This is a genomic window from Halovibrio salipaludis (assembly GCF_002286965.1).
Taxonomy (GTDB): Bacteria; Pseudomonadota; Gammaproteobacteria; order Pseudomonadales; family Oleiphilaceae; genus Halospina; species Halospina salipaludis.
Genome location: NZ_NSKD01000003.1, coordinates 45,999 through 65,706, shown reverse-complemented (window position 1 = coordinate 65,706; position 19,708 = coordinate 45,999). Strand labels below are relative to the sequence as shown.

19 protein-coding genes are annotated in these 19,708 nt (G+C 58.3%); 7 read left to right on the top strand and 12 right to left on the bottom strand.

Translation table 11 applies throughout. The features are described 5' to 3' along the window. Window positions 1-16 precede the first annotated feature (16 nt). The 3 genes from CK501_RS08065 to CK501_RS08055 form a co-directional block, all read right to left on the bottom strand. On the bottom strand, window positions 17-343 hold the full coding sequence (locus tag CK501_RS08065) for a hypothetical protein (protein ID WP_095617236.1): 327 nt from the start codon (window positions 341-343) through the stop codon (window positions 17-19). A gap of 117 nt (window positions 344-460) precedes the next feature. Then, window positions 461-1,186, bottom strand: a complete 726-nt coding sequence (locus tag CK501_RS08060) for an NYN domain-containing protein (RefSeq protein WP_095617235.1) — start codon at window positions 1,184-1,186, stop codon at window positions 461-463. Between the two features lie 76 nt (window positions 1,187-1,262). Further along, on the bottom strand, window positions 1,263-2,714 hold the full coding sequence (locus tag CK501_RS08055; RefSeq protein WP_095617234.1) for a DUF3336 domain-containing protein: 1,452 nt from the start codon (window positions 2,712-2,714) through the stop codon (window positions 1,263-1,265). 114 nt (window positions 2,715-2,828) lie between these two features. On the opposite strand from CK501_RS08055, the gene arfB reads away from it, so the two are divergent. Beyond that, window positions 2,829-3,242, top strand: coding sequence for an alternative ribosome rescue aminoacyl-tRNA hydrolase ArfB (arfB, locus tag CK501_RS08050; RefSeq protein WP_095617233.1), 414 nt, complete (start codon window positions 2,829-2,831; stop codon window positions 3,240-3,242). Window positions 3,243-3,333: 91 nt separating this feature from the next. After that, entirely contained in the window at window positions 3,334-5,106 is a 1,773-nt protein-coding gene (locus tag CK501_RS08045) for a diguanylate cyclase (RefSeq protein ID WP_198949438.1), read from the top strand. 35 nt (window positions 5,107-5,141) lie between these two features. Here the strand turns inward: CK501_RS08045 and CK501_RS08040 are convergent, their stop codons facing one another. Next, a complete protein-coding gene (locus CK501_RS08040; RefSeq protein ID WP_095617232.1) occupies window positions 5,142-6,068 on the bottom strand; it encodes an isoaspartyl peptidase/L-asparaginase family protein in 927 nt (308 codons plus the stop codon). Between the two features lie 193 nt (window positions 6,069-6,261). Here CK501_RS08040 and CK501_RS08035 point away from each other — a divergent pair, with 193 nt between their 5' ends. Together CK501_RS08035 and cphA are read left to right on the top strand one after the other, a co-directional pair. Continuing rightward, window positions 6,262-7,122: a cyanophycinase gene (locus CK501_RS08035; RefSeq protein WP_095617231.1), complete on the top strand. Its 861-nt coding sequence runs from the start codon at window positions 6,262-6,264 to the stop codon at window positions 7,120-7,122. Beyond that, window positions 7,109-9,739 carry a cyanophycin synthetase gene (cphA, locus tag CK501_RS08030; RefSeq protein WP_095617230.1) on the top strand — a complete coding sequence of 877 codons (2,631 nt, stop codon included), beginning with the start codon at window positions 7,109-7,111 and terminating at the stop codon, window positions 9,737-9,739. The genes CK501_RS08035 and cphA overlap by 14 nt, the downstream gene beginning before the upstream one ends. A gap of 52 nt (window positions 9,740-9,791) precedes the next feature. On the opposite strand, the gene CK501_RS08025 is transcribed toward cphA, so the two are convergent. From CK501_RS08025 to CK501_RS08010, 4 genes are read right to left on the bottom strand one after another with little or no spacing between them, the layout of a single operon-like run. After that, window positions 9,792-10,355 (bottom strand): AMIN-like domain-containing (lipo)protein, encoded by a 564-nt coding sequence (locus CK501_RS08025; RefSeq protein WP_095617229.1) that lies wholly within the window; start codon window positions 10,353-10,355, stop codon window positions 9,792-9,794. A 34-nt stretch (window positions 10,356-10,389) separates the two neighbouring features. Beyond that, on the bottom strand, window positions 10,390-11,061 hold the full coding sequence (locus CK501_RS08020; protein WP_095617228.1) for an NAD-dependent epimerase/dehydratase family protein: 672 nt from the start codon (window positions 11,059-11,061) through the stop codon (window positions 10,390-10,392). A gap of 34 nt (window positions 11,062-11,095) precedes the next feature. Beyond that, a complete protein-coding gene (locus tag CK501_RS08015; RefSeq protein ID WP_095617227.1) occupies window positions 11,096-11,491 on the bottom strand; it encodes a hypothetical protein in 396 nt (131 codons plus the stop codon). A 33-nt stretch (window positions 11,492-11,524) separates the two neighbouring features. Then, entirely contained in the window at window positions 11,525-11,989 is a 465-nt protein-coding gene (locus CK501_RS08010) for a methyltransferase family protein (RefSeq protein WP_095617226.1), read from the bottom strand. A 178-nt stretch (window positions 11,990-12,167) separates the two neighbouring features. Between CK501_RS08010 and CK501_RS08005 the strand changes: the two genes are divergently transcribed. Continuing rightward, complete coding sequence (locus CK501_RS08005; RefSeq protein WP_095617225.1) at window positions 12,168-12,956, top strand: cobalamin-binding protein; 789 nt, start codon at window positions 12,168-12,170, stop codon at window positions 12,954-12,956. A 34-nt stretch (window positions 12,957-12,990) separates the two neighbouring features. Here the strand turns inward: CK501_RS08005 and CK501_RS17080 are convergent, their stop codons facing one another. Continuing rightward, on the bottom strand, window positions 12,991-13,119 hold the full coding sequence (locus tag CK501_RS17080; RefSeq protein WP_269844187.1) for a hypothetical protein: 129 nt from the start codon (window positions 13,117-13,119) through the stop codon (window positions 12,991-12,993). Between the two features lie 301 nt (window positions 13,120-13,420). Between CK501_RS17080 and CK501_RS08000 the strand changes: the two genes are divergently transcribed. Beyond that, window positions 13,421-13,762 (top strand): hypothetical protein, encoded by a 342-nt coding sequence (locus CK501_RS08000; RefSeq protein WP_095617224.1) that lies wholly within the window; start codon window positions 13,421-13,423, stop codon window positions 13,760-13,762. Continuing rightward, window positions 13,759-14,253: a hypothetical protein gene (locus CK501_RS07995; protein ID WP_095617223.1), complete on the top strand. Its 495-nt coding sequence runs from the start codon at window positions 13,759-13,761 to the stop codon at window positions 14,251-14,253. The genes CK501_RS08000 and CK501_RS07995 overlap by 4 nt, the downstream gene beginning before the upstream one ends. Before the next feature lie 95 nt (window positions 14,254-14,348). On the opposite strand, the gene CK501_RS07990 is transcribed toward CK501_RS07995, so the two are convergent. The 3 genes from CK501_RS07990 to CK501_RS07980 all read right to left on the bottom strand — a co-directional run bounded on the left by CK501_RS07990 (window position 14,349) and on the right by CK501_RS07980 (window position 19,326). Then, window positions 14,349-16,307: an ATP-binding protein gene (locus tag CK501_RS07990; RefSeq protein ID WP_095617222.1), complete on the bottom strand. Its 1,959-nt coding sequence runs from the start codon at window positions 16,305-16,307 to the stop codon at window positions 14,349-14,351. Between the two features lie 163 nt (window positions 16,308-16,470). Next, entirely contained in the window at window positions 16,471-17,157 is a 687-nt protein-coding gene (locus tag CK501_RS07985) for a TSCPD domain-containing protein (protein WP_095617221.1), read from the bottom strand. 30 nt (window positions 17,158-17,187) lie between these two features. Further along, a complete protein-coding gene (locus tag CK501_RS07980) occupies window positions 17,188-19,326 on the bottom strand; it encodes an adenosylcobalamin-dependent ribonucleoside-diphosphate reductase (RefSeq protein ID WP_095617220.1) in 2,139 nt (712 codons plus the stop codon). Between the last annotated feature and the right edge of the window lie 382 nt (window positions 19,327-19,708).

Genomic DNA, 19,708 nt, shown 5'->3' with positions numbered 1-19,708 from the left:
TGAAGGGAATGGATACTTAATCAGAGAAGTAGTCCTGCATCCAGTCAAATAATGTATCCGCGCCCACTTCGGTCAGGGGGATGCTCCGGAAGGGGCCGCCGGGTTCCTCGTCAAGGCCTATGAACTCAAAGAGCAGGGTGCCGGGCTGCTCATCGTGCAGTATCAGTACAATGCGCCGGCGGGTGCGCAGACAGTCAATGGTCATCACGTCCGCGGGGATACCACTGTTCCGCATACCCTGGCGGACCTCCACGACCGGGTTGATGTGCTCATGCGCCTGTTGGATACGGTTATGGGCTTCGCTGGCCAGATCGGACAGGACTTTCAGAGGATCCTCGGACATGGCGTTACCTTACCTAATGGACACTTCGCGCAGAATAGCAGATGCACGTAGCCTGACGCGCACACCTGATCCAAAGGTCACTCTTGAGCGATTGCTCAACAAAGACTTCCCGCTCACTCAGGCGGTGACCTTCACGAAAAGGTGGGTGATCGGGGAGTCCGGCTGGGGTTTCTTTTCATCCACGGTGATGTAGTCGAGCGATTTCATCAACTGCCCCAGCTTTTCATACCCGTAGTTGCGGGAGTCGAACGAGGGGTACTTCTTGTTGAGGTATGAGCCCACTCCGGAAAGCGGCGCCCAGCCGTCGTCCTTGGAGACGGTGTTCACCGCGGGGATGAGGATATCCCGCAGGTCACTGGTCTGCTCGGTATCGACGGGCTGAGGCTCATCCACATCGGTCCGGTTCTTCAGGATCTCGGTGTATATGAACTTGTCGCAGGCGGAAACGAAGGGCTCCGGCGTCTTGCGTTCCCCGAACCCGTAGACCGTCAGACCGGACTCGCGGATGCGTGTGGCCAGGCGGGTGAAATCACTGTCCGAGGAGATCAGGCAGAAGCCATCCAGCTTGCCCTCGTGCAGCAGGTCCATGGCATCGATGATCAGTGCGGAGTCCGTGGCATTCTTGCCGGTGGTGTAGCTGAACTGCTGGACCGGCTGGATGGCGTGTTTGTGGAGGTGTTCCTTCCAGCCCTTGAGGTTGGTCGTGGTCCAGTCGCCGTAGGCGCGCTTGACGCTGGCAACGCCGAAACGCGCGACTTCCGCGAGCAGTTCGGCGCAAAGGGAGGCCTGGGCGTTGTCCGCGTCGATCATGACAGCGAGGCGCTGGTTTTCAGTATCAGCCATTGGGGGTCCTGGTAAGGTGTGTCCGTTGGAACGAAGGATGGTTGCGCGATCATAGCATCCGGCAGGGAGTGCTGATCTACTGTTGCTGCAACTTTGCCTGAAGCCGCGCTATGCAGTCGGTGAATATCCGGCTGATCCGGGTCTGGTCGCGGATCATCGGGATGCGTGGCCAGGTGGCGCGCTCGCCCATCCGGATGTACATGGCCAGATCCCGTTCATCCGGGTTGGACAACACCTTGCGGTAAAGGCCGGGGTGAGCGGGGAACTGGATATTGATGTCGCCCAGGTAGGGCTGGGTGGCAACCGAGTGGGCCTGATCCAGCAGCGGCCGCAACAGGGAACGGGACCACACATTGCGGCTGACCTGGAGGGATGTGGAAACCTGAGCCTTCAGCACGGAGGTGGTCGCCTGCTTGAGCGAGGCCCTGGCGCCACTGCTCTCATGGTGGTTGATGAAAGGCAGTACATGGGGGTTGGCCTGGCTGACAATGGTGCGATTGACGTTGTTCAGACGCGCCATGCGCATCAGCGGCAGGTCCCCGTGAACACTGCCATCAATCCAGCGCTCGGTGCCCATGTAGGGCTTTTCCGCGCCGCGCTCGCCGTTGGGTTCCCGCGCCCGGAGCGTTACCGGCGGATAGATCCCCGGCACCGCGCAGGAGGCTAGAACGGCGGAAGAAACCAGTACGTCCGGAGCCGCCAGTGCATTGAGAAGTCGTGGCTTCTGACGGGTGCGGGTGGGTGAAACGGAGATATTCAGAGTGCGCCCGCTGTGTTCGGCCGCTTCCCGGAAACTCATGTCGCCGACATTGCTCCGGATGTGGTGAAGCAGCTGCTGCGGGTCCATGAGATGGCGGTGTCGCCAGATCTGGCCGGGGTCCAGCCACCGGAAGGCCTCCAGGTGGATATAGCCGGGCTCATAGAAAAGCCGTTCCAGTTCCTGGTCATTCCGGGAGCACACGCCACCGGCAACAATCGCGCCCATGCTCGACCCGGCAATAACCTCCGGGAGTAGGCCCTGTTCCCAGAGGGCACGTGCAACGCCGATGTGATAGATGCCGAAAGCAGCACCGCCGCTGAGCAGCAGTGCCGGCCGCCCGAATACCCGCTCGGCCTCCTGGAAAAGCTGCAGCTTGTGCGCCTCTGAAACGCCCGGCATGGGGTGGTCGCAGATGAAGTTCATGGCGTTTTCCACTTCATCCAGGAATTCCGTGGCCAGTTTTGTGGTGCCCGTGCGGGCCACGGTATAGAGCTCGGGGTTGGACAGTTCCCCCAGATGCCGGTAAAGACTTTCCTGAAGAACCCGGTTCAGCGCCGCCACATCGCCTTTTTCGCGGTGAACGCGCATGGCGTAGAGGTGCTCGCGGATCAGCTTTTCATGCAGAAGATCCGAGCCGGGCCCCTCACGCCAGTCCAGCAGGCCCTCGGCTTCGTCCAGGGCTTCCGCGGCGGCGAACCATTGGTCGTAGGTTTCAGCGCGGGCCAGTTGTTTCTGCAGATGTCTGTGATGGGTACTGGTTCTGGGCATCTTTGCTTACAATGAGCGGCTTTGTGGCAACCACTGATGATGGTTGTCTGAGTTGATTGTGCTTCCAGTCAACGCATTATGCCACAAGGTCCTTGGTTTCCTCGTAGGTGGCCTATGCTTAGAATATCGAACACCGTTGAAATCGCTGACTGGGAGATCGAAATTACCCAGATCCGTGCCCAGGGGGCGGGTGGCCAGAACGTCAACAAGGTTGCCTCGGCGGTGCACCTGCGTTTTGACATCCCCAACTCCAGCCTGCCGCCGTTCTATAAGGAACGGCTGATGGCGCTCTCCGACCAGCGCATCAGTAAGGAGGGCGTGGTGATCATCAAGGCACAGTCCCACCGCACCCTTGAGCTGAATAAAGACGATGCGCTGGAGCGCCTGAAGACGCTGATCCAGGGCGCCGTGAAGCAACAGAAGGTCCGCCGGCCCACCAGACCGACCAGGTCAGCGCGGCGACGCCGCGTTGACAGTAAGACGCGGAAAGGCAAAACCAAGGCTCTGAGGGGCAAAGTCGACCCTTGACGGTGGGGTAGCGATGGCGCTGACGCAGGACATGACATGCATCAAGTTTGCCTATAGTCTAGCGTTAAGACATTAATGGGTAGACCGTCACGTGCGATGGCAGTGGTTCTTCCTTTTCTTTCTGATCCTTCCGGGCCCGACAGCGTGGGCACTGGCTGAATCAGCTCAGAAAGGCGGGGAGGGTATACCGCTCATTGATGCCCGAGCCGACTACCAGAGCGCGATGGTTGATCGGCTGGCCTATCTCGTTGAACAAGGAGACAAACTCTCCGTTAGCGAGGTTCAGTCCCTGATTGGGGACGATCCCGCCGTCCTGAAGCACCCTGCAACCAGCGTTCTGGCCAATGGCATTGATTCCGGTGCGGTCTGGCTGGTGGCCACGGTGCTCAACCCGACCGATGACGCCATTATGCGGCGTCTCTCTGTTCGAACAGGCTGGCTGGAGCAGGTCGATTTCTTTCTCCTGACAGCAGACCAGCCACCAATCCACTTTGTCGGCGGTGATCGCGTTCCGGTGCATGAGCGCTCGCTCCCCGAACGGTTGCCCAGTGCCGATTACCCGTTTCCGCCCGGGGAGACACGCCTGTTGCTGCGGGTTGAGACCGCGGACCCCATGGTGGTGCCCTTCGGTTTTTCCAGTATTGCTACCAACCATAGCCGGGAGCAGTCAGAGACGGCTTTCTACAGCTTCGTCTACGGCGTCATGTTTGCGCTTTCAGCCTATAACCTGATGCTGTTCGCCAGCCTACGGCAGCGGCGTTATCTGTTCTACTCGCTCTACACGGCCAGCTTCATCGCCATGACGGTCTCCTACAACGGTATCGGCATGGCCCTGCTGTGGCCCCAAGCGGTGGCGTGGCAACAGTGGGCGCCACCCCTGCTGATGCTGTGTTTCACCAGCTCCGGGTTGGCATTCGGAACGAATTTCCTGAGGACCAGGCGCCACCGGCCATGGCTCCACAGAAGCATCCAGATCCTCTGTGTGGCGTCGTTCGCGCTCCTTGGTGTCTGTTTTGCGCTGGACGAACAGGGCCTGGCGCTGCGTCTGGCATTCCTGTTTGTGCCGGTATTCACCGTACTGATGCTCTACATGGGCGTGTCGAGCTGGATGAGTGGCAACGAGTCCGCGCGCTATTTCATGCTGGGCACATTGGCCTCCGCGATTGGCGCCTCGATCACGGCCCTGACGGTGACCGGCACCATCACCTACACCCGGCTTGGCTTCTACGCCGTGGATATCGGCATGGTCGTGGATGCCATGCTGTTGATGCTGGCGCTGGCCGATCTGGTTCGTAAAAACGAAAAGGGCCGCGTGGCGGCCGAGCGTACAGCCCAGATTGATCTGCTGACCGGCCTGGATAACCGGCGGGGTTTTCTGCCTGTCGCTGAATCATTCTGGAGTCTGGTCACCCGCAAACAGAGGGACGTCTGCGTGGCGATGATCGACATTGATCATTTCAAGGAGATCAATGACCAGTATGGCCATGCCACCGGTGACAGGGTGTTGAAGGAAATAGCCGGCGAGCTTGACCGGTCCCGGCGCCATGGCGATCTCCTGGCGCGCTGGGGTGGTGAGGAATTCATCCTGTTGTTGCCGGAAACGACCGACGCGGAAGCCCGGACGGTCGCCGAGCGTCTCCGCTACAATATTGAGCGACTGAGGATCAACGACCGGAACAGGACGATCCGGTGCACCATCAGCATCGGTATCGCCAGCCGCCACTCCGAGCATGTCACACTGGACCACACGATTGCCGTGGCCGACGAGAAGCTCTACACAGCCAAAGTCCAGGGGCGCAACCAGGTCTCCATGGGCCGCACGTCGGACGGGCTGCAGCGGTCCTCTTCAACGCATACCGCCTGACTGAGATTCCCGTTGCCGGGTCGGGGTGTGAAACCTCAGTAAATGGCTGTTTTTCGACCGTCCCCTTCGACGCTCCAGCCGCGATACATGCCCTCGCAGTTGAAGGGCGTCGTGATGGCACCGTTGCGGTCCACCGCGATGATGCCCCCGGTCCCGTTCAAGGCCGTAAGCTCGGTCATTATCACGTCCTCGGCGGCGAGTTCCAGTGACACGCCGGTGAGCCGCATGCGGGCGTCGATCTCATGGGCAGCACACAGGCGTAAAAAGGCTTCGCCATCGCCGGTTGCGGATACCGCGCAGGTGGCGTCGTCGGCATAGGTTCCGGCGCCGATAACCGGGCTGTCGCCGACGCGACCGGACCGCTTCGCCGTCATGCCGCCGGTGGAGGTCGCCGCTGCAAGATGGCCGTTCCGATCGCGCGCCACAGCGCCGACGGTGCCGTGACGGCGGGAGGGATCATCGTCGAGCGTCCCTTCCGCCTCCATCTTCAGCGTTTCCTGCAATGCGTCCCACCGTTCCTGTGTGAAGAAATAATCCTTATCTTCGAAATCAAGCCCGGCGGCGCGCGCGACGGCAAGCGCGCCCTCGCCAATCATCAGAACGTGATCGGTGTGTTCGAGAACGCTACGGGCAGCCAGTACCGGGTTCTTCGGCCCGAAAATGCCGGCGACGGCGCCCGCCTGGCGATTGCGGCCGTCCATCAGGGCGGCATCCATTTCCTGCTGCTCATTGCGCGTGAAGACGGCGCCGCGACCCGCATTGAAAAGCGGTTCGTTTTCAAGGGCGCACACCGCCTGCGTCACGGCGTCGAGCGCGGAACCATCGGCGTCGAGAACGGCTTCACCGGTGCTCAACACCCGGTCCAGGGCGGCGTGATAGTCGGCCTCACGCTCCGGCGTCATCTGATCGCGATGCAAAACGCCTGCGCCGCCGTGAACTGCGAGACTGAAGCCGCCCATCATGTCCCTTCTCCAGAAGGTTCAGGTTACCTGTTACGCATTCGACACACGGGGGGAGCCCCGGCACTGGGCGATTTCCAGTCTGTGTCGGCGCTGCAGCGACAATGAGATTCAAGCACCGCCGGCAACCAGTGTGCTATACATATAGATGTATAATTCGGCGGACATCGTCATTTTGGGGTTTGGAGTGCAGTCAATGAGTACACCCGCCAAGAGTACCCCTGGAGGGCCGCTTGTCGCAATTGGCGGCGCGGAGGATAAGACCTCCGAGGCGGAGATACTGCGCCGTGTCCTGTCGTTGTCGAAAAAGGAGGCGCCTGTGGTTGGCGTCATCACGACGGCGAGCAGCGTTCCCGACGATGTATTCGGTGAGTATCACGAGGTGTTTTCGGGCCTGGGCGCGTCGGAGGTTCTGGACATCCGGATCCGCGAGCGCAGCGACGCGGCGTCGGAACAATTCGTTGAAATGATCCGGAACTCGGACATTGTTTTCATCTCCGGCGGCGACCAGATGCGGCTGACGAATATTCTCGGCGCTTCGCCCGCTATGGAGACGATCCGTGCGGGGCATCAATCGGGCACCGTGATCGCAGGGACGAGCGCGGGGGCGGCCTGTCAGTCCCAGACGATGGTCTATGGCGGACCGGCCACCGATTCCCTGCGCAAGGGGGCGGTACAGATGGCCGCCGGCTTCGGTCTGGTTGATGGCATCATCATTGATACCCACTTCCTTGAGCGTGGACGCTTTTCGAGATTGATGGAAGTCGGCGCCACCAACCCCGAATACCTGGGCGTCGGCCTGGGCGAGGATGCGGCGGTCCTGTTCGAGGGCGATGTCATGCGGGCTTTCGGGCCCGGCCATGTCATCATCGTGGACAGTTCCCAGATATCAGGCTCGAATGTGTTCGAGCTTTCGGATGGTGAAGCGGTCACCGTACACAACGTCATCATGCACGCGCTGGTCGATGGTTATGGGTTTAACCTGAAGGATCGGCGGGTCCTGGGCCCCGAAGAGCTCAGGACCGAAGGGCTGGAGCATTGGGTTGCGAATTCTTGAACACCGGGCTCTGCGCGGGCCGAATTACTACAGCCGCTATAAAACCATCTATATGCGGCTCGCTATCGACGAACTGGAAGAGCGGCCGAGCGACAAGGTTCCAGGGATAGCTGACAAGCTTGAGAAGCTGATGCCCAGCATCCACGATCATCGTTGCTCGGTCGGGGAACCGGGGGGCTTCCTGAAGCGGCTCAGGGCTGGTACCTGGGCCGGGCACCTGGTCGAGCATCTTTCGATCGAGTTGCAGAATCTGGTCGGCTTTTCGGTTGGCTACGGAAAAGCCATCGACAGCTATGACCCCGGAATCTACAACGTCGTCTATCGCTACCGGGACGAAGCCACGGGCCTCGCCGCGGGCGAAGCTGCGGTCGAGATCGCCCAGAAGCTCTACGACGGCGAGGACGTGGACCTCGGCCCCACTATCGATCGTCTGAAAGAGGTTCGCGACGCCAATGCCCTCGGCCCCTCCACCGGGTCGATCGTCAATGCCGCCAAGGCTCGAAGCATTCCAGCCTATAACCTCACCGAAGGCACCAGCTACACGCAGCTTGGCCACGGCGTCAAACAGCGGCGGTTCCAGGCGACGGTGACGGATTCATCCGGGATCATCGGCCACTCGATCGCGGATGACAAGCAATGGACCAAGCAGATACTGGACAACGCCGGAGTCCCGGTGCCACGCGGGCAGATCTGTTATTCCTTCGAGGAAGCGAAAAGCGCGGCGGACTGGATCGGCTGGCCGGTCGTCACCAAACCACTGTCCGGTAATCATGGACGCGGCGTAACGACCGGCATCACCTCAATCGACGACCTGAAGTCCGGGTACGAAGCGGCCCATGCGCGGCACGAAACCGTGCTTGTGGAGCGCTACATCAAGGGCGAGGACCACCGGATTCTGGTGATCGGCGGCAAGCTTGTGGCCGCGGCCCGGCGCCGGCCCGCTCATGTGACGGGTGATGGAACGAACACCATCCAGCAACTCATTGATATCGAGAATTCGGACCCGCGCCGTGGCGTGGGTCATGAAAACCTGCTGACCCAGATCCATGTGGACGAACAGACCCACCGGATGCTCGAGCAGGTGGGCTATACGCTGGATACCGTGCTGCCGGAAGGCGAGGTCGCATATCTGAAATCGACCGCCAATCTCTCAACGGGTGGTACCGCGACGGATCTGACCGATGACGTACACCCGGAAGTGCGGTTCACGATGGAACGGGTTGCCCGGCTTGTCGGGCTCGACATCATCGGCATCGATCTTCTGGCCGAAAACCTGGTCTTGCCGTTGGACCAGCAGTCGGCCGGTGTCGTCGAAGTCAATGCCGGACCGGGTTTCCGCATGCACATGGCGCCGACCCATGGCACGCCACGCCCCGTGGGTGAGCATGTGGTGGATATGCTCTTCCCGGATCCGACCAGCAACGGCCGGATTCCGATAACCGCGATCACCGGCACCAACGGCAAGACAACGACGACGCGCCTGACCACGCATATTCTCCGCCAGGCAGGGCATTCCGTCGGCATGGGCTGTACCGGTACGGTCGAGATCGACAATCATGTCATCCTGCGTGGTGACTATTCCGGTCCCGGGGCAGCGCAGGCCGTGCTTCAGGAGCCGACCGTCGAGCATGCCGTGCTCGAAGTCGCGCGTGGCGGCATCATGCGTCGTGGGCTTGGTTTTGACGAGAGCGATGTCGGCGTCCTGTTGAATATCGCCTCAGACCACCTGGGCGAGCGCGATATCCATACGCTGGATGAACTCGCCCGCTGCAAGACCGTCGTTGTCGATTCGGTGAAGAAGGAGGGCGGGTACTGCGTTCTCAACGCCGACGATCCATTGGTGATGGAGCACGGCACCTACTGGGCACGCGGTGAAATCATATACTTCACCATGGACCCCGATAATCCGGAGCTGACCGAGCACCTCAGTGACCACCGCATGGTGCTGTCCGTGAAGAACGGGAAGATCGTTCTGCTGAAAGGCCAGGTCACGGTCGACATCGTCGACGTCAACGATGTGCCGATCGCCTTCGAGGGCCATGCGCTGTTCAACGTACAGAACGCGATGGCCGCGGCCGGGGCCGCCATCGGCCACGGGGTCGAGATCGACGACGTTCGGGCGGGGCTTCTGACCTTCCATCCGACACCGGCGCAGATGCCGGGCCGCACGAACTATTTCGAGGCGGATGGTGTGAAATGCCTGATCGACTACGGCCACAACGTTCCGGCGCTGGAAGCGCTTGAATCGCTGGTCAGGGGGCTGGCCACGAAGCGCCGGATCGGTGTCGCCACGGCCCCAGGAAACCGGCGGGACGACGATCTACGGGCCCTGGGCGGGCAGCTCGCCAGTATGTGCGATCGTCTCTATGTCTATGAGACGGACGCCCGTGGGCGTGAGACCGGCGAGACGGCGAAGCTCATTCACAGCGGTGCCACGGATGCCGATTCGTCCGTTCAGGTGGAAACGATCATGAGTGAACAGGAGGCAGTGGCAAAGGCCATCGCCGAGGCGGAGGAGGGCGATTTCCTGCTGCTCCTCGTCGATGACATCGAAGGCACGACGGAACGTCTCAAGGGTCGAAGTTTCCCGACCCAGGCCGAGATCGCCCATCGGTAATCCTCACCAAAGGCACTTCGAGGACATGCTTGAGTGATAAGCCTGCTCTCCCTCAGTGCTTAATATCGATGACGAGCCGTGGTGGACTACTCAGCTCGCGGACCTGATAGCGGTTCGGCGATTCGACGCCGAAGACCCATGTCACGACGCCCTCGAAGTCGCACGTGAGTTCCAGCTCGGAAAGCACGGGCAGGTCCGGTGTACGCTCACGTTCCGCAATCGTCGACTGGCCCTCCCTGGTATGCGTCTTGGCTGGCGACATCCGGACCTCAAGCCAGCCGTCGCCAGCCATCTGCGTGACCTGGCCGGAGCCGCACTTCCGCACCGGGCTGTCGATATATTCCACATGATACCCCGGGAGCCGCTCACCAAACTCGAAAACGGTCCGGTCGAAGCCATCGTGGGAGCCGGTACGGACCGCGACCAGCGTCGCGGCAGGTGCATCGGGCTGTGGCCGATCGACGATGCCGGCTGTCCACGCCGGGGCCTGGGCGCTCTGCACAGCCTGGGCCTGCGGCGAGTGGTCTGGCTCGTTGTCAGCTCCAGGGGCGCATCCGGCCAGGGCGGAAGGGACGATCACAGCAAGTGCTGCAGTGCGGAGTCGGGTTCTCGCCATCCTTTTTCCTCCACGTTCGAGGAACCTGACCGCGCTACTCGGCCAGCCGGATAATGTCATCGTATTCCCGCGTCTGGACCCCATGCTCGCCAACCGGTTCCGAAGCCAGGCCGCAGGCCTCGTTGACCATCGCGCTGGCGACCGTGCTCGCCTCAATCCCCCGGTACTTATCGAGAGGCCCAAGAAGTAGACGGTTGACCAGCGGCATGGCCTGTATTCCCAGCGCCTCGGCGGTGCGGTGCTCCTTGCGGTCACCGAGCAAAAGGCTGGGGTGGTAGATGGAGAGGTGAGGGTAGCCGAGGTTTTCCAAGGCATCTCCGAGTTCGCCCTTTACCCGGCTGTAAAAAATAGTCGACGACGATGAGGCACCGATGGCCGACATCAGAATATAAGCCCTCACGCCCTGAGCGCGGCCGAGTTCCCCCGCTTTCAGGGGATAACTCAGATCGACCTTGCGGAACTGCTCCTTTGAACCGGCCTGTTTGATGGTGGTGCCCAGGCAGCAGATGATGATGTCGACATCGAACAGGTCGGTATGATTCTCCAATCGATCGAAATCGACTTCGTGCTGAACCAGTTTTTCGGAAACAGTCGGCAGTTTGTGGCGCACCAGCGCCACCACCTGGGATACTTCCTCCCGGGCCAGCAGGCCCTGCAGCACCCAGCCACCGGTCAGCCCCGTGGCACCCAGCAACATAACCCTCATAACAACAGTTCTCCTTTGGCCCCCCACAGCCACATCAACGGGATGTACGGAACCCCTCCGGGTGTTTCAGTGCCGCATACAGCACAAGAATAAAGCAGGCCAGGACAAAGACCTTGTTGACGAACCAGTTGGTCCGCCAGATCGACCATTCCGGGTCGGCCAGGAAGGTTGCGAACAGCGTGACGATGATGACGATTTCCACCACCGCCATACCAATCGCCAGCGCGCGGGTATAGCCCGGGCGCGCCAGCAATGCCCAGCCCAGCCAACCATGGGCGATGGGCCATAGGTCCCAATAGATGTAGGCGTGCCAGTCTGTGCCCTCAGCGAGGGCGAACGCCAGCGGGAACAGGTATTTGATGAATACCGTCCAGGCGGCGAGCAGAAACAGCATGTGGGCCAGGAACACCGGCCAGGAAACGCGGACCATTCGATGCCCCTTCTCGAGCAACCAGGTTTTACATCAGATCCAGCGCCTTACCCGGGCGGCGTACTCGTTAAAGGGTTGGCCGAACAGAGCCCGCATGTGACGTTCCTCGGGCAGGATCTGGAACCGGTTGATGTAGACGATGAATCCCGGGATAAGAAGCAGCGACAGGGCATTGGTCAGGTACAGGGCCCAGGCCAGCAGCACGACAGCAATCCCCAGGTACATCGGGTTGCGACTGAAGCGGTAGATCCCGTGCTCTACCAGCTGGGCGGATTTCTGGGGCGTATGCGGATTGATCGTGGTACTGGCGCGCCAGAACTGCAGGATACCGGTCAGGGCAATGCCGATACCAACCGCTGCCACCACAATGGCCAGCGTCGCCGAACGCGGGAATGGCAGGGCCGCGCCGGGAACGAGTTGCGCGATACCCCACATCAGCACAGCGACTGTCAGAGCAATCAGGGGTGGGGGGATTGTCAGTTCAAGTCCTTTCTTCATGAAGCCTCCTTCGCATGAGCCTATCGTAAACCTGAACCTCCTCCAAGCGTATAGCTGAAGGGGGGTTGCCAGTTTTGGGTTCTTGCCATCCTTGTCCTCATCCGGGTGTTCAGAAAGTCCCGATAAGCGTAGGTTGAGGACCATTCAGTACGAGTGAACACCCGGAGTTCGTGAGCCTATGGATTACCCACAGCGCATTGTCTGCCTGACCGAGGAAACTACTGAGACGCTCTACGCCATTGGTGCCGAGGATCGAATTGTCGGTATATCCGGCTTTACCGTGCGCCCCGAACGGGCGCGGCAGGAGAAACCAAAAGTCTCCGCTTTCACTTCCGCCAAAATTGGGCGGATTCTTGAGCTGGAGCCGGATCTGGTGCTGGGGTTTTCGGACATGCAGGCCGATATCGCCGCCGAACTGGTGCGCGCCGGGGTCGCCGTGCACATCTTCAACCACCGCACCGTTGACGGCATTCTCTCCATGATCCGCACCCTCGGCGGCATGCTGGGCCTGCATGATGCGACCGAACCCTACGCCCATGAACTGGCGTCACGAGTGGAGGCGATACGGGCGAAGCAGGCTCAGGGGCCACGACCGCGTGTTTACTTCGAAGAGTGGGGCGACCCGATGATTACGGGTATTGGCTGGGTCTCGGAGCTCATCCATATCGCCGGTGGCGAAGACGTCTTTCCCGAGCGGGCCGCAGAGCCCGGTGCCAAGGAGCGTATTATCGAAGATCCCAACGAGGTTGTGGCGCGCCAGCCGGACCTCATTATCGGCTCCTGGTGTGGCCGCAAATTCCGCCCGGAACAGGTGGCGGAGCGACCGGGCTGGGATGCCATCCCCGCCGTTGCCAGCAACGCGCTTTACGAAGTGAAGTCACCGTTGATTCTTCAACCGGGGCCTGCGGCGCTCACGGATGGGCTGGATGCGCTCTGTGAGCTGATTGATCGGCACCGGGAGGGGTAGAAAGGCTGCAAGGCACGCCGGAACCGTGGGGTCATTACACAAGCCCGATCACGAACCCGACGATCGCTCCCAGTACCATGGCGGCAACCAACGCGAGGAGACTCCTCCACAGATAGGCCCACCAGACTTTCACGACCCGTTGCCAGGTGACATCCAATTCCATTAAGTAGCCTCCTTTCTACTGGCTTATTGATTTTAAGCTGGTTCCGGTAGCCCGCTTCGTGCAGCTGAATGGCCACCAGAGCATTCATTATGATGGTTGGGCATGTGCAGCGACAAGATCCTACTCACCCAGTCGATGCCCTCAGCGAGGCCGAACGCCAGCGGGGAACAGGTATCCTCCAGGCTTCTCCTGATGAACGCGCTGATATTGCACACCAACGTGAAATCGATCACTTGAACCCCTGAAACTCAGCCAGTAACCTTCTGAAATGACAGGCAACTCAGGGAAGGAGAGAGACGCCATGGAGTGTACTCCCGTCAGAAACCTCAAGCTCGACAGCAAAGATCGGGAAGCGCTTAAGACCATCCGAAAGGCTCAGCGAAACGGGAAGATGTTGGAAGTTGTGCTGCCCGCCGGCGTCATGGCGAGCATCTTCCTGGGCAACAACAGCGCGGAAGCCGCATTCAACATCAAGTCGACTGACTGGGTTCGGTTTGCCAAATCCATGCAGGCGATTGGGCCCATGGTGAGGAAAACCATCATCAAGGTCGCGAGGATGCAGCTTCTCAGGCACGAGCTGTCCCCAAAACAACGCCAGTTCTGGAAGAACATCGAAAACGGCTGCGAAGGAGCGCTGCAATGAGTTGGTTTACACGTACTGCGATATGGATTTGCGCTGCCGTTTCAGTATCACCGGCGACAGCCTCCGAGGCACGGACCTATCTTGAAAAGCGGGTAGAGGCTTATGAACAGGCGATCGAGCGGTGTGAACAGCAGGTCAGGGAACGTGCTTTTCCCGGCGATGAGTTGTTGGAACAGTTGAGGCAGCATGAACTCAAGCAGGTGAGGGTATTCCTGATCGCTCGTGCCCAGCAACTTGAAAGCCAGTGTGAGCGACCGGAACTGACGGAGCTCTCATATACCATTGGGATGCTCAAACGGCTGGACCTTTCTGAAGAGACCGCAGAGAGGCTGAAAGCAGTGGAAGATTTGCTGTATACGCCGTCGCCCTGGCGATTCAGGGAACGCTACGAGTCTCTGCCTGAATCAATGCGGGAGGCACTGGAGAGTGAGGCTTATTTTCAGGAGCCGTTTGATGGCGTTGCCGTTCTTGAGGCGATGAAAGCTCAATGATCCTATAAGCTCTAAAGCCAACCCCCGAGCTTGGCGGAAATTACGGCGCAGCCGTTTTTACCGCCAGCGCGAAGGGCCGGAGATTGCCTCACGAATTAGAATAAGTCATCTCCGTAGTAATGCCGTTGATACTCCTGAGTCGCTTCGATATCGTTTAGATACTGTATCAACTCTTCAAGGATGATGACATAAAACTTGGTAGTTCCTGAATTCAAAGAGTGGGTAAGCCCGTGAAAGTCTCTTCGATGTAGATTGTTTAGATCTAAAAATGAAATAATATCATAGTTGCGTTGCCACTCAGTTCCCATCTTCCAGGCAACAGCTAAATGAATATCTTTTTCATTTTTATATTCGCTTTCGAACTCGTGTATTAGTGCATCTAGGTTGTACTTGTATTCAAGTATCTTGGGTGCACTAGCGTATGCCGTGTCAAAATGAAGCTCTTGGACGCCTAGAGGGTTTTTTTCTTTTTCGAAAACATGGTTGTCTAAAGGTTCTTTTGCGATAAACCTGAAAACCCCATCATATTGTTTTGATTGACTCGTAGCAAGTAAATGGATGCCTCTTATTACTCCGCCAGCAATTAATTGGTTGAAAAGTACAATGACATCTTGCTCAGATTGAGGTTCTGAAATTATAGAAATTTCATTTATAGGCTGAAAAAAGTTTTTGTTGGTTATTTGTAGTGGTTTTTGGGTCTCATGATTTTCTTGTTCTTTAATCCAGTCATGAAGTTCTATTTCTTTTGAGATTTCTTCTTTTGCGCCGCTATCAGATTTTAATAATCTTTTCCATTTCTTAAATCTGTTTACTATCGAAACTGCTATTTTTTCGCCTAGCTCCTTAAGTTCAGGTTGAAAGCCTTTTCTTCCTAAATCTAGATCAGCACCTTTGAAGTGAACAATAATATGGCATTGATTTTGTAGTCCAATGTTAGACGTTAGAGGTATAGCAATTAGTTCCCCTTGAGGCATGTTGTTATTTGCAAGTTGCAACCCACCTCGTAATACTCGGTATCCCTTTCTAAGGTTTGCTAGATCATCGTTGAATTGATCCCAAACTGAGGTTGAATATGTAAAGTAACCATATGCTTCAACGGAGTACTCGTTTATTAGCGACTGATCTTCATCGCCTCTTATGGACTGAACTTCGGATGTGTCGAAGAACTCGTAAATCCCGTTAGATTTGTTGAATCGTGCAGGAAGGTTTGAAGGGTCTCCTCCGCTTCTTATGACGCTGTCTTGATACTTGAAGACGTCTTTTAGATTTAAGCTGGCTTTTATTTTTTTGTGAGGGAAAAGATACTCTGCATCTTGGTCGTCAAGGGTCCTTTTCTGGCCATATTTGTCTTTAACTGTCAGGTTAAACTTGATGTTTTTTCTTGATGTATCGGGAGAGTTTATTGATCCAAGAGGGGTTTTTATTAGAAGGAGGTAGAGCCATTGCTCTGGAGTTGTTGCGGAGTACCATGAAAGATCTTTAGGGCGGGTTGACTTACCTCCAAAACATATTTTAAATGTCGAGCCACGGTCGATTTCTGAAAAAGATTCGTCATAGTTTTTAGATAAGTTAACTACTGGCCGGGTTACTACACCTCGAAGGTCTTCAACCCATTCTCTGCCATTCTCTAGTTCACCTACAAAATTGTGGCCGTTTCCTTTAGTTCCAAATTGTAAGAAATTAAATCCATATGCTATGTAGGTGGCCCCAACCCCCTTGTTGCCTCGTGCATTTTCTCCGTCTTTGAAGCTGATGTTCGGAGCAAGAAATGCCTTGAACTCCCGTTCGTTGAAGCCAATGCCGTTATCAGTGATGGCGAAAGAGTTTTCTTGTAAGTCAACCGTTAGCCATAGTTTTTTTTGGTAATTACTGTTTTCTTCGAGTTCTCTTTTGTCTACTGCGTCCATTGAATTTTGAATCAACTCTGAAAAAGAGTCGTACATGCCCACATAGGACTTGAGGATGTTTTTTATTTCTCTTTTTTGAGCGGCTGATACTAGCTCAGCGTCGGCGTCGCTACTTGTAAATAATGGGTCCCACGGTTTTTGTTCCATGATTATCGCCTCGAGCTTTTATGTTTAGGGGAATAGGAGAGTAAACAAGCGATAGGTCACTATGAGACAAGTATGGTTTCACCATAGTGTGAAGGAATGCTCATTGTGAATGAAGATGTGCAGTGACCCCCTGGCTCGCACCGCAGGGGGTCTTTTTATCGGCTCAGCCGCATTTACTTTCGCCGCAGGCAAGGCAGGTTTCGCACCCGTCCATCATCACCATGGCCTTGGTGTGGCATTTGCCGCAGACCGTGGCGTTGGATGGGTAGCTGCCCTCGGCGTTGGTGGCCGGTTCGCCGTTGCTCTCAAAGGCGGCTTTCTTCTCGGCGATCATCCGCTGGGTGAGTTCACTCATCTCCTCGGTCTCGATCAGGCCGATCGCCTTCATGTGCTTCTCGATCACGTAGCCGATCTCGGCCACCAGTGAGGGCATGAAGACGCCGCCTTTCTTGAAGTAGCCGCCGCTCGGATCATGCACGGAGCGCAGCTCTTCCACCAGGAAGGTTACGTCGCCGCCCTTGCGGAACACGGCGGAGAGTACGCGGGTGAGGGCGATCACCCACTGGAAGTGCTCCATGTTCTTGGAGTTGATGAACACCTCGTAGGGGCGGCGGGTTTCGTGGTCCGTGCCCTCGTTGAGGATGATGTCGTTGATGGTGATGTACATCGCGTGATCATCAATCGGCGGCTTGATCTTGTAGGTGGTGCCGAGCAGGAACTCGGGCCGCTCGATGTGCTCGTTCATCACCAGCGGCTGGTTCTCGGTGCTGGCCTGCTGCGCCTCATTGGCGGCGTTCTCTTCCTTGAGAACGCGCTGGTCGACGATTTTCTTCTCGATTCGGACGGTCATTTTCTCGGGTCTCCGTAGTCTGGATTCGGTTCAGTACTTGCCGTAGGTACCTTCCTTGAGGGCATCGAAGAGGTTGGCGGCGTTGTGGAATTCGCCGTCGTATTCGATTTCCTCGTCGCCACTGACCTGGACGGTACTGCCATCTTCCAGCGTGAACTCGTATTGGGTGCCTTCAAGGTCCTTCTGCTTAACCAGCACGCCCTGGAAGGCCTCGGGGTTGAAGCGGAAGGTGGTGCAGCCCTTCAGCCCCTGCTCGTAGGCGTACATGTAGATGTCCTTGAAGTCCTCGTAGGCGAAGTCCGTGGGCACGTTCGCGGTCTTGGAGATGGACGAATCCACCCACTTCTGGGCCGCGCCCTGGATGTCCACGTGCTGCTTCGGGCTCACGTCATCCGCCACGGTGAAGTAGCTCGGCAGCTGCTCTTCCGGGTTCTCGGAGTCGGGCATGGCCTTCTCGTTCACCAGCTCGCGGTAGGCGAGCAGTTCGAAGGAGAACACGTCCACTTTTTCCTTGGACTTGCGCCCCTCGCGGATCACGTTGCGCGAGTAGTGGTGCGAGAAGCTGGGCTCGATGCCGTTGCTGGCGTTGTTGGCCAGCGACAGCGAGATGGTGCCCGTGGGCGCGATGGAGGTGTGGTGCGTGAAGCGCACGCCTTTCTCGGCGATCTCCTTCACAAGCTCCGGCTCCGCCTCGCCGATCTTCTGCATGTAGCGGCTGTAGCGCGCGTGCAGGATGCGCCCGGGCACCTTGTCGCCGGCGGTGTAGCCGTCTTCACGCATCTCGGGGCGCAGTTCGAGCATTTCCTCGGTCACTTCGAACTCGTCGTTCATGATCGGGGCCGGGCCCTTTTCATCCGCCAGGCGGAGGCCTTCGCGCCAGCCTTCCAGCGCCATTTCCTTGGTCACTTCCTCGGTGAAGGCGACGGAGTCCGCGGAGCCGTAGGGCATGCGCAGCATGGCGAGCGTGGAGCCCAGCCCCAGAATGCCCATGCCGTGGCGGCGCTTGTATTCGATCTCGTGGCGCTGCTTGTCCAGCGGCAGGCCGTTGAGCTCGACGACGTTGTCCAGCATGCGGGTGAAGATGCCCACGACCTTGCGGTACTTGTCGTAGTTGAAGCGCGCCTTCTCGGTGAAGGGGAACTCCACGAAGCGGGTCAGGTTGATCGAGCCCAGCAGGCAGCTGCCGTAGGGCGGCAGGGGCTGTTCGCCGCAGGGGTTGGTGGCGCGGATGTTCTCGCAGAACCAGTTGTTGTTCATCCGGTTGACCTTGTCGATCAGGATGAAGCCCGGCTCGGCGTAGTCGTAGGTGGAGGACATGATCTTGTCCCAGATCGCACGCGCCTTGAGCGTGCGGTAGATGCGGCAGGCGACCTTGCCCTTGCCGTCGGTCACGTAGCCGTCCTTGACCGGGAAATCACGGTAGACGAACTGTTCCGGGTCGTTCAGGTCCAGGCCTTCCTTCTCGGCTTCTTCCTCGGAGACGGGGAAGGAGAGCTGCCAGTCCGCGTCGTTCTTCACCGCCTCGATGAAGTCTTCGGTGATCAGCAGCGAGAGGTTGAACTGGCGCAGGCGCGCGTCTTCGCGCTTGGCTTCGATGAAGTCGATGATGTCCGGGTGGTGCACGTCGAAGGTCGCCATCTGCGCGCCACGGCGCCCGCCTGCTGAGGAGACGGTGAAGCACATGCGGTCGAAGATATCCATGAAGGACAGGGGACCGGAGGTGGTGGCGCCGGCGCCCGCCACATAGGCGCCCTTGGGCCGCAGGGTGGAGAACTCATAGCCAATGCCACAGCCGGCCTTGAGGGTCAGGCCCGCTTCGTGGTTCTTCACCAGGATGTTGTCCATGGAGTCATAGACGGTGCCGGAGACGGTGCAGTTGATGGTGGAGGTCGCCGGCTTGTGCGCTTCCGCGCCCGCATTGGAGGTGATGCGCCCGGCCGGTATCGCGCCGTTGCGCAGGGCCCAGACGAAGTCTTCGTGCACGGCCTTGCGCTTCTTGGCGGTCTCCACGGAGGCCAGGGACTCCGCGACGCGCTTATAGGTGTCCTCGATTTCCCGGTCGACGGGCTCACCGGCCTTGGTCTTGAGCTGGTACTTGCTGGCCCAGATGTCGACCGAGGTTTCCTGGAAGGGAATGTTGTTGGTCAGATCCTGAGTCTTGGCGTTCATGAGTGGCGTTGTCCCTGGTTGTTACTTGGATACCGGTTGCGCAATGCAACCACCATATCTTGTGTTTGCGTTTTGATCAGCCCGTGGCTCAGCCGGACCCCGCGGAGAGGGTGAAACGGGGCATGGCCCCGGCTGCAGGGCCTAACAGGAGAGCAGGCGGAGGCAATGCCTCCGGCCTGTTGACATGCGATGTCATTTTTGATTAACCCCCAATATATCGATTTTTTATTGTTGTTGATGCCCGTATATTGTGGTTTTGGCCTCGCGGGTGTCAAGTGAACATGGCGCCCGGATGGGGTGGGTGCGGCAGAATCCGCCCATGGCAGGGATTTCGGCGGAAAGCTCGTTTCAGGGCGGGAAACCGTAGCATGCGATGTACTAG

What these genes read in the sequence shown, in the direction of transcription:
- CK501_RS08005 (WP_095617225.1), top strand. Translation starts at nt 12,168, where the DNA reads ATGGATTACCCACAGCGCATTGTCTGCCTGACCGAGGAAACTACTGAG.
- CK501_RS08040 (WP_095617232.1), bottom strand. Translation starts at nt 6,068, where the DNA reads ATGATGGGCGGCTTCAGTCTCGCAGTTCACGGCGGCGCAGGCGTTTTG.
- CK501_RS08065 (WP_095617236.1), bottom strand. Translation starts at nt 343, where the DNA reads ATGTCCGAGGATCCTCTGAAAGTCCTGTCCGATCTGGCCAGCGAAGCC.
- CK501_RS08035 (WP_095617231.1), top strand. Translation starts at nt 6,262, where the DNA reads ATGAGTACACCCGCCAAGAGTACCCCTGGAGGGCCGCTTGTCGCAATT.
- CK501_RS07985 (WP_095617221.1), bottom strand. Translation starts at nt 17,157, where the DNA reads ATGACCGTCCGAATCGAGAAGAAAATCGTCGACCAGCGCGTTCTCAAG.
- CK501_RS17080 (WP_269844187.1), bottom strand. Translation starts at nt 13,119, where the DNA reads ATGGAATTGGATGTCACCTGGCAACGGGTCGTGAAAGTCTGGTGGGCC.
- CK501_RS08000 (WP_095617224.1), top strand. Translation starts at nt 13,421, where the DNA reads ATGGAGTGTACTCCCGTCAGAAACCTCAAGCTCGACAGCAAAGATCGG.
- CK501_RS07990 (WP_095617222.1), bottom strand. Translation starts at nt 16,307, where the DNA reads ATGGAACAAAAACCGTGGGACCCATTATTTACAAGTAGCGACGCCGAC.
- CK501_RS08010 (WP_095617226.1), bottom strand. Translation starts at nt 11,989, where the DNA reads ATGAAGAAAGGACTTGAACTGACAATCCCCCCACCCCTGATTGCTCTG.
- CK501_RS08025 (WP_095617229.1), bottom strand. Translation starts at nt 10,355, where the DNA reads ATGGCGAGAACCCGACTCCGCACTGCAGCACTTGCTGTGATCGTCCCT.
- CK501_RS08020 (WP_095617228.1), bottom strand. Translation starts at nt 11,061, where the DNA reads ATGAGGGTTATGTTGCTGGGTGCCACGGGGCTGACCGGTGGCTGGGTG.
- CK501_RS07980 (WP_095617220.1), bottom strand. Translation starts at nt 19,326, where the DNA reads ATGAACGCCAAGACTCAGGATCTGACCAACAACATTCCCTTCCAGGAA.
- CK501_RS08060 (WP_095617235.1), bottom strand. Translation starts at nt 1,186, where the DNA reads ATGGCTGATACTGAAAACCAGCGCCTCGCTGTCATGATCGACGCGGAC.
- CK501_RS08015 (WP_095617227.1), bottom strand. Translation starts at nt 11,491, where the DNA reads ATGGTCCGCGTTTCCTGGCCGGTGTTCCTGGCCCACATGCTGTTTCTG.
- arfB (WP_095617233.1), top strand. Translation starts at nt 2,829, where the DNA reads ATGCTTAGAATATCGAACACCGTTGAAATCGCTGACTGGGAGATCGAA.
- CK501_RS08055 (WP_095617234.1), bottom strand. Translation starts at nt 2,714, where the DNA reads ATGCCCAGAACCAGTACCCATCACAGACATCTGCAGAAACAACTGGCC.
- CK501_RS07995 (WP_095617223.1), top strand. Translation starts at nt 13,759, where the DNA reads ATGAGTTGGTTTACACGTACTGCGATATGGATTTGCGCTGCCGTTTCA.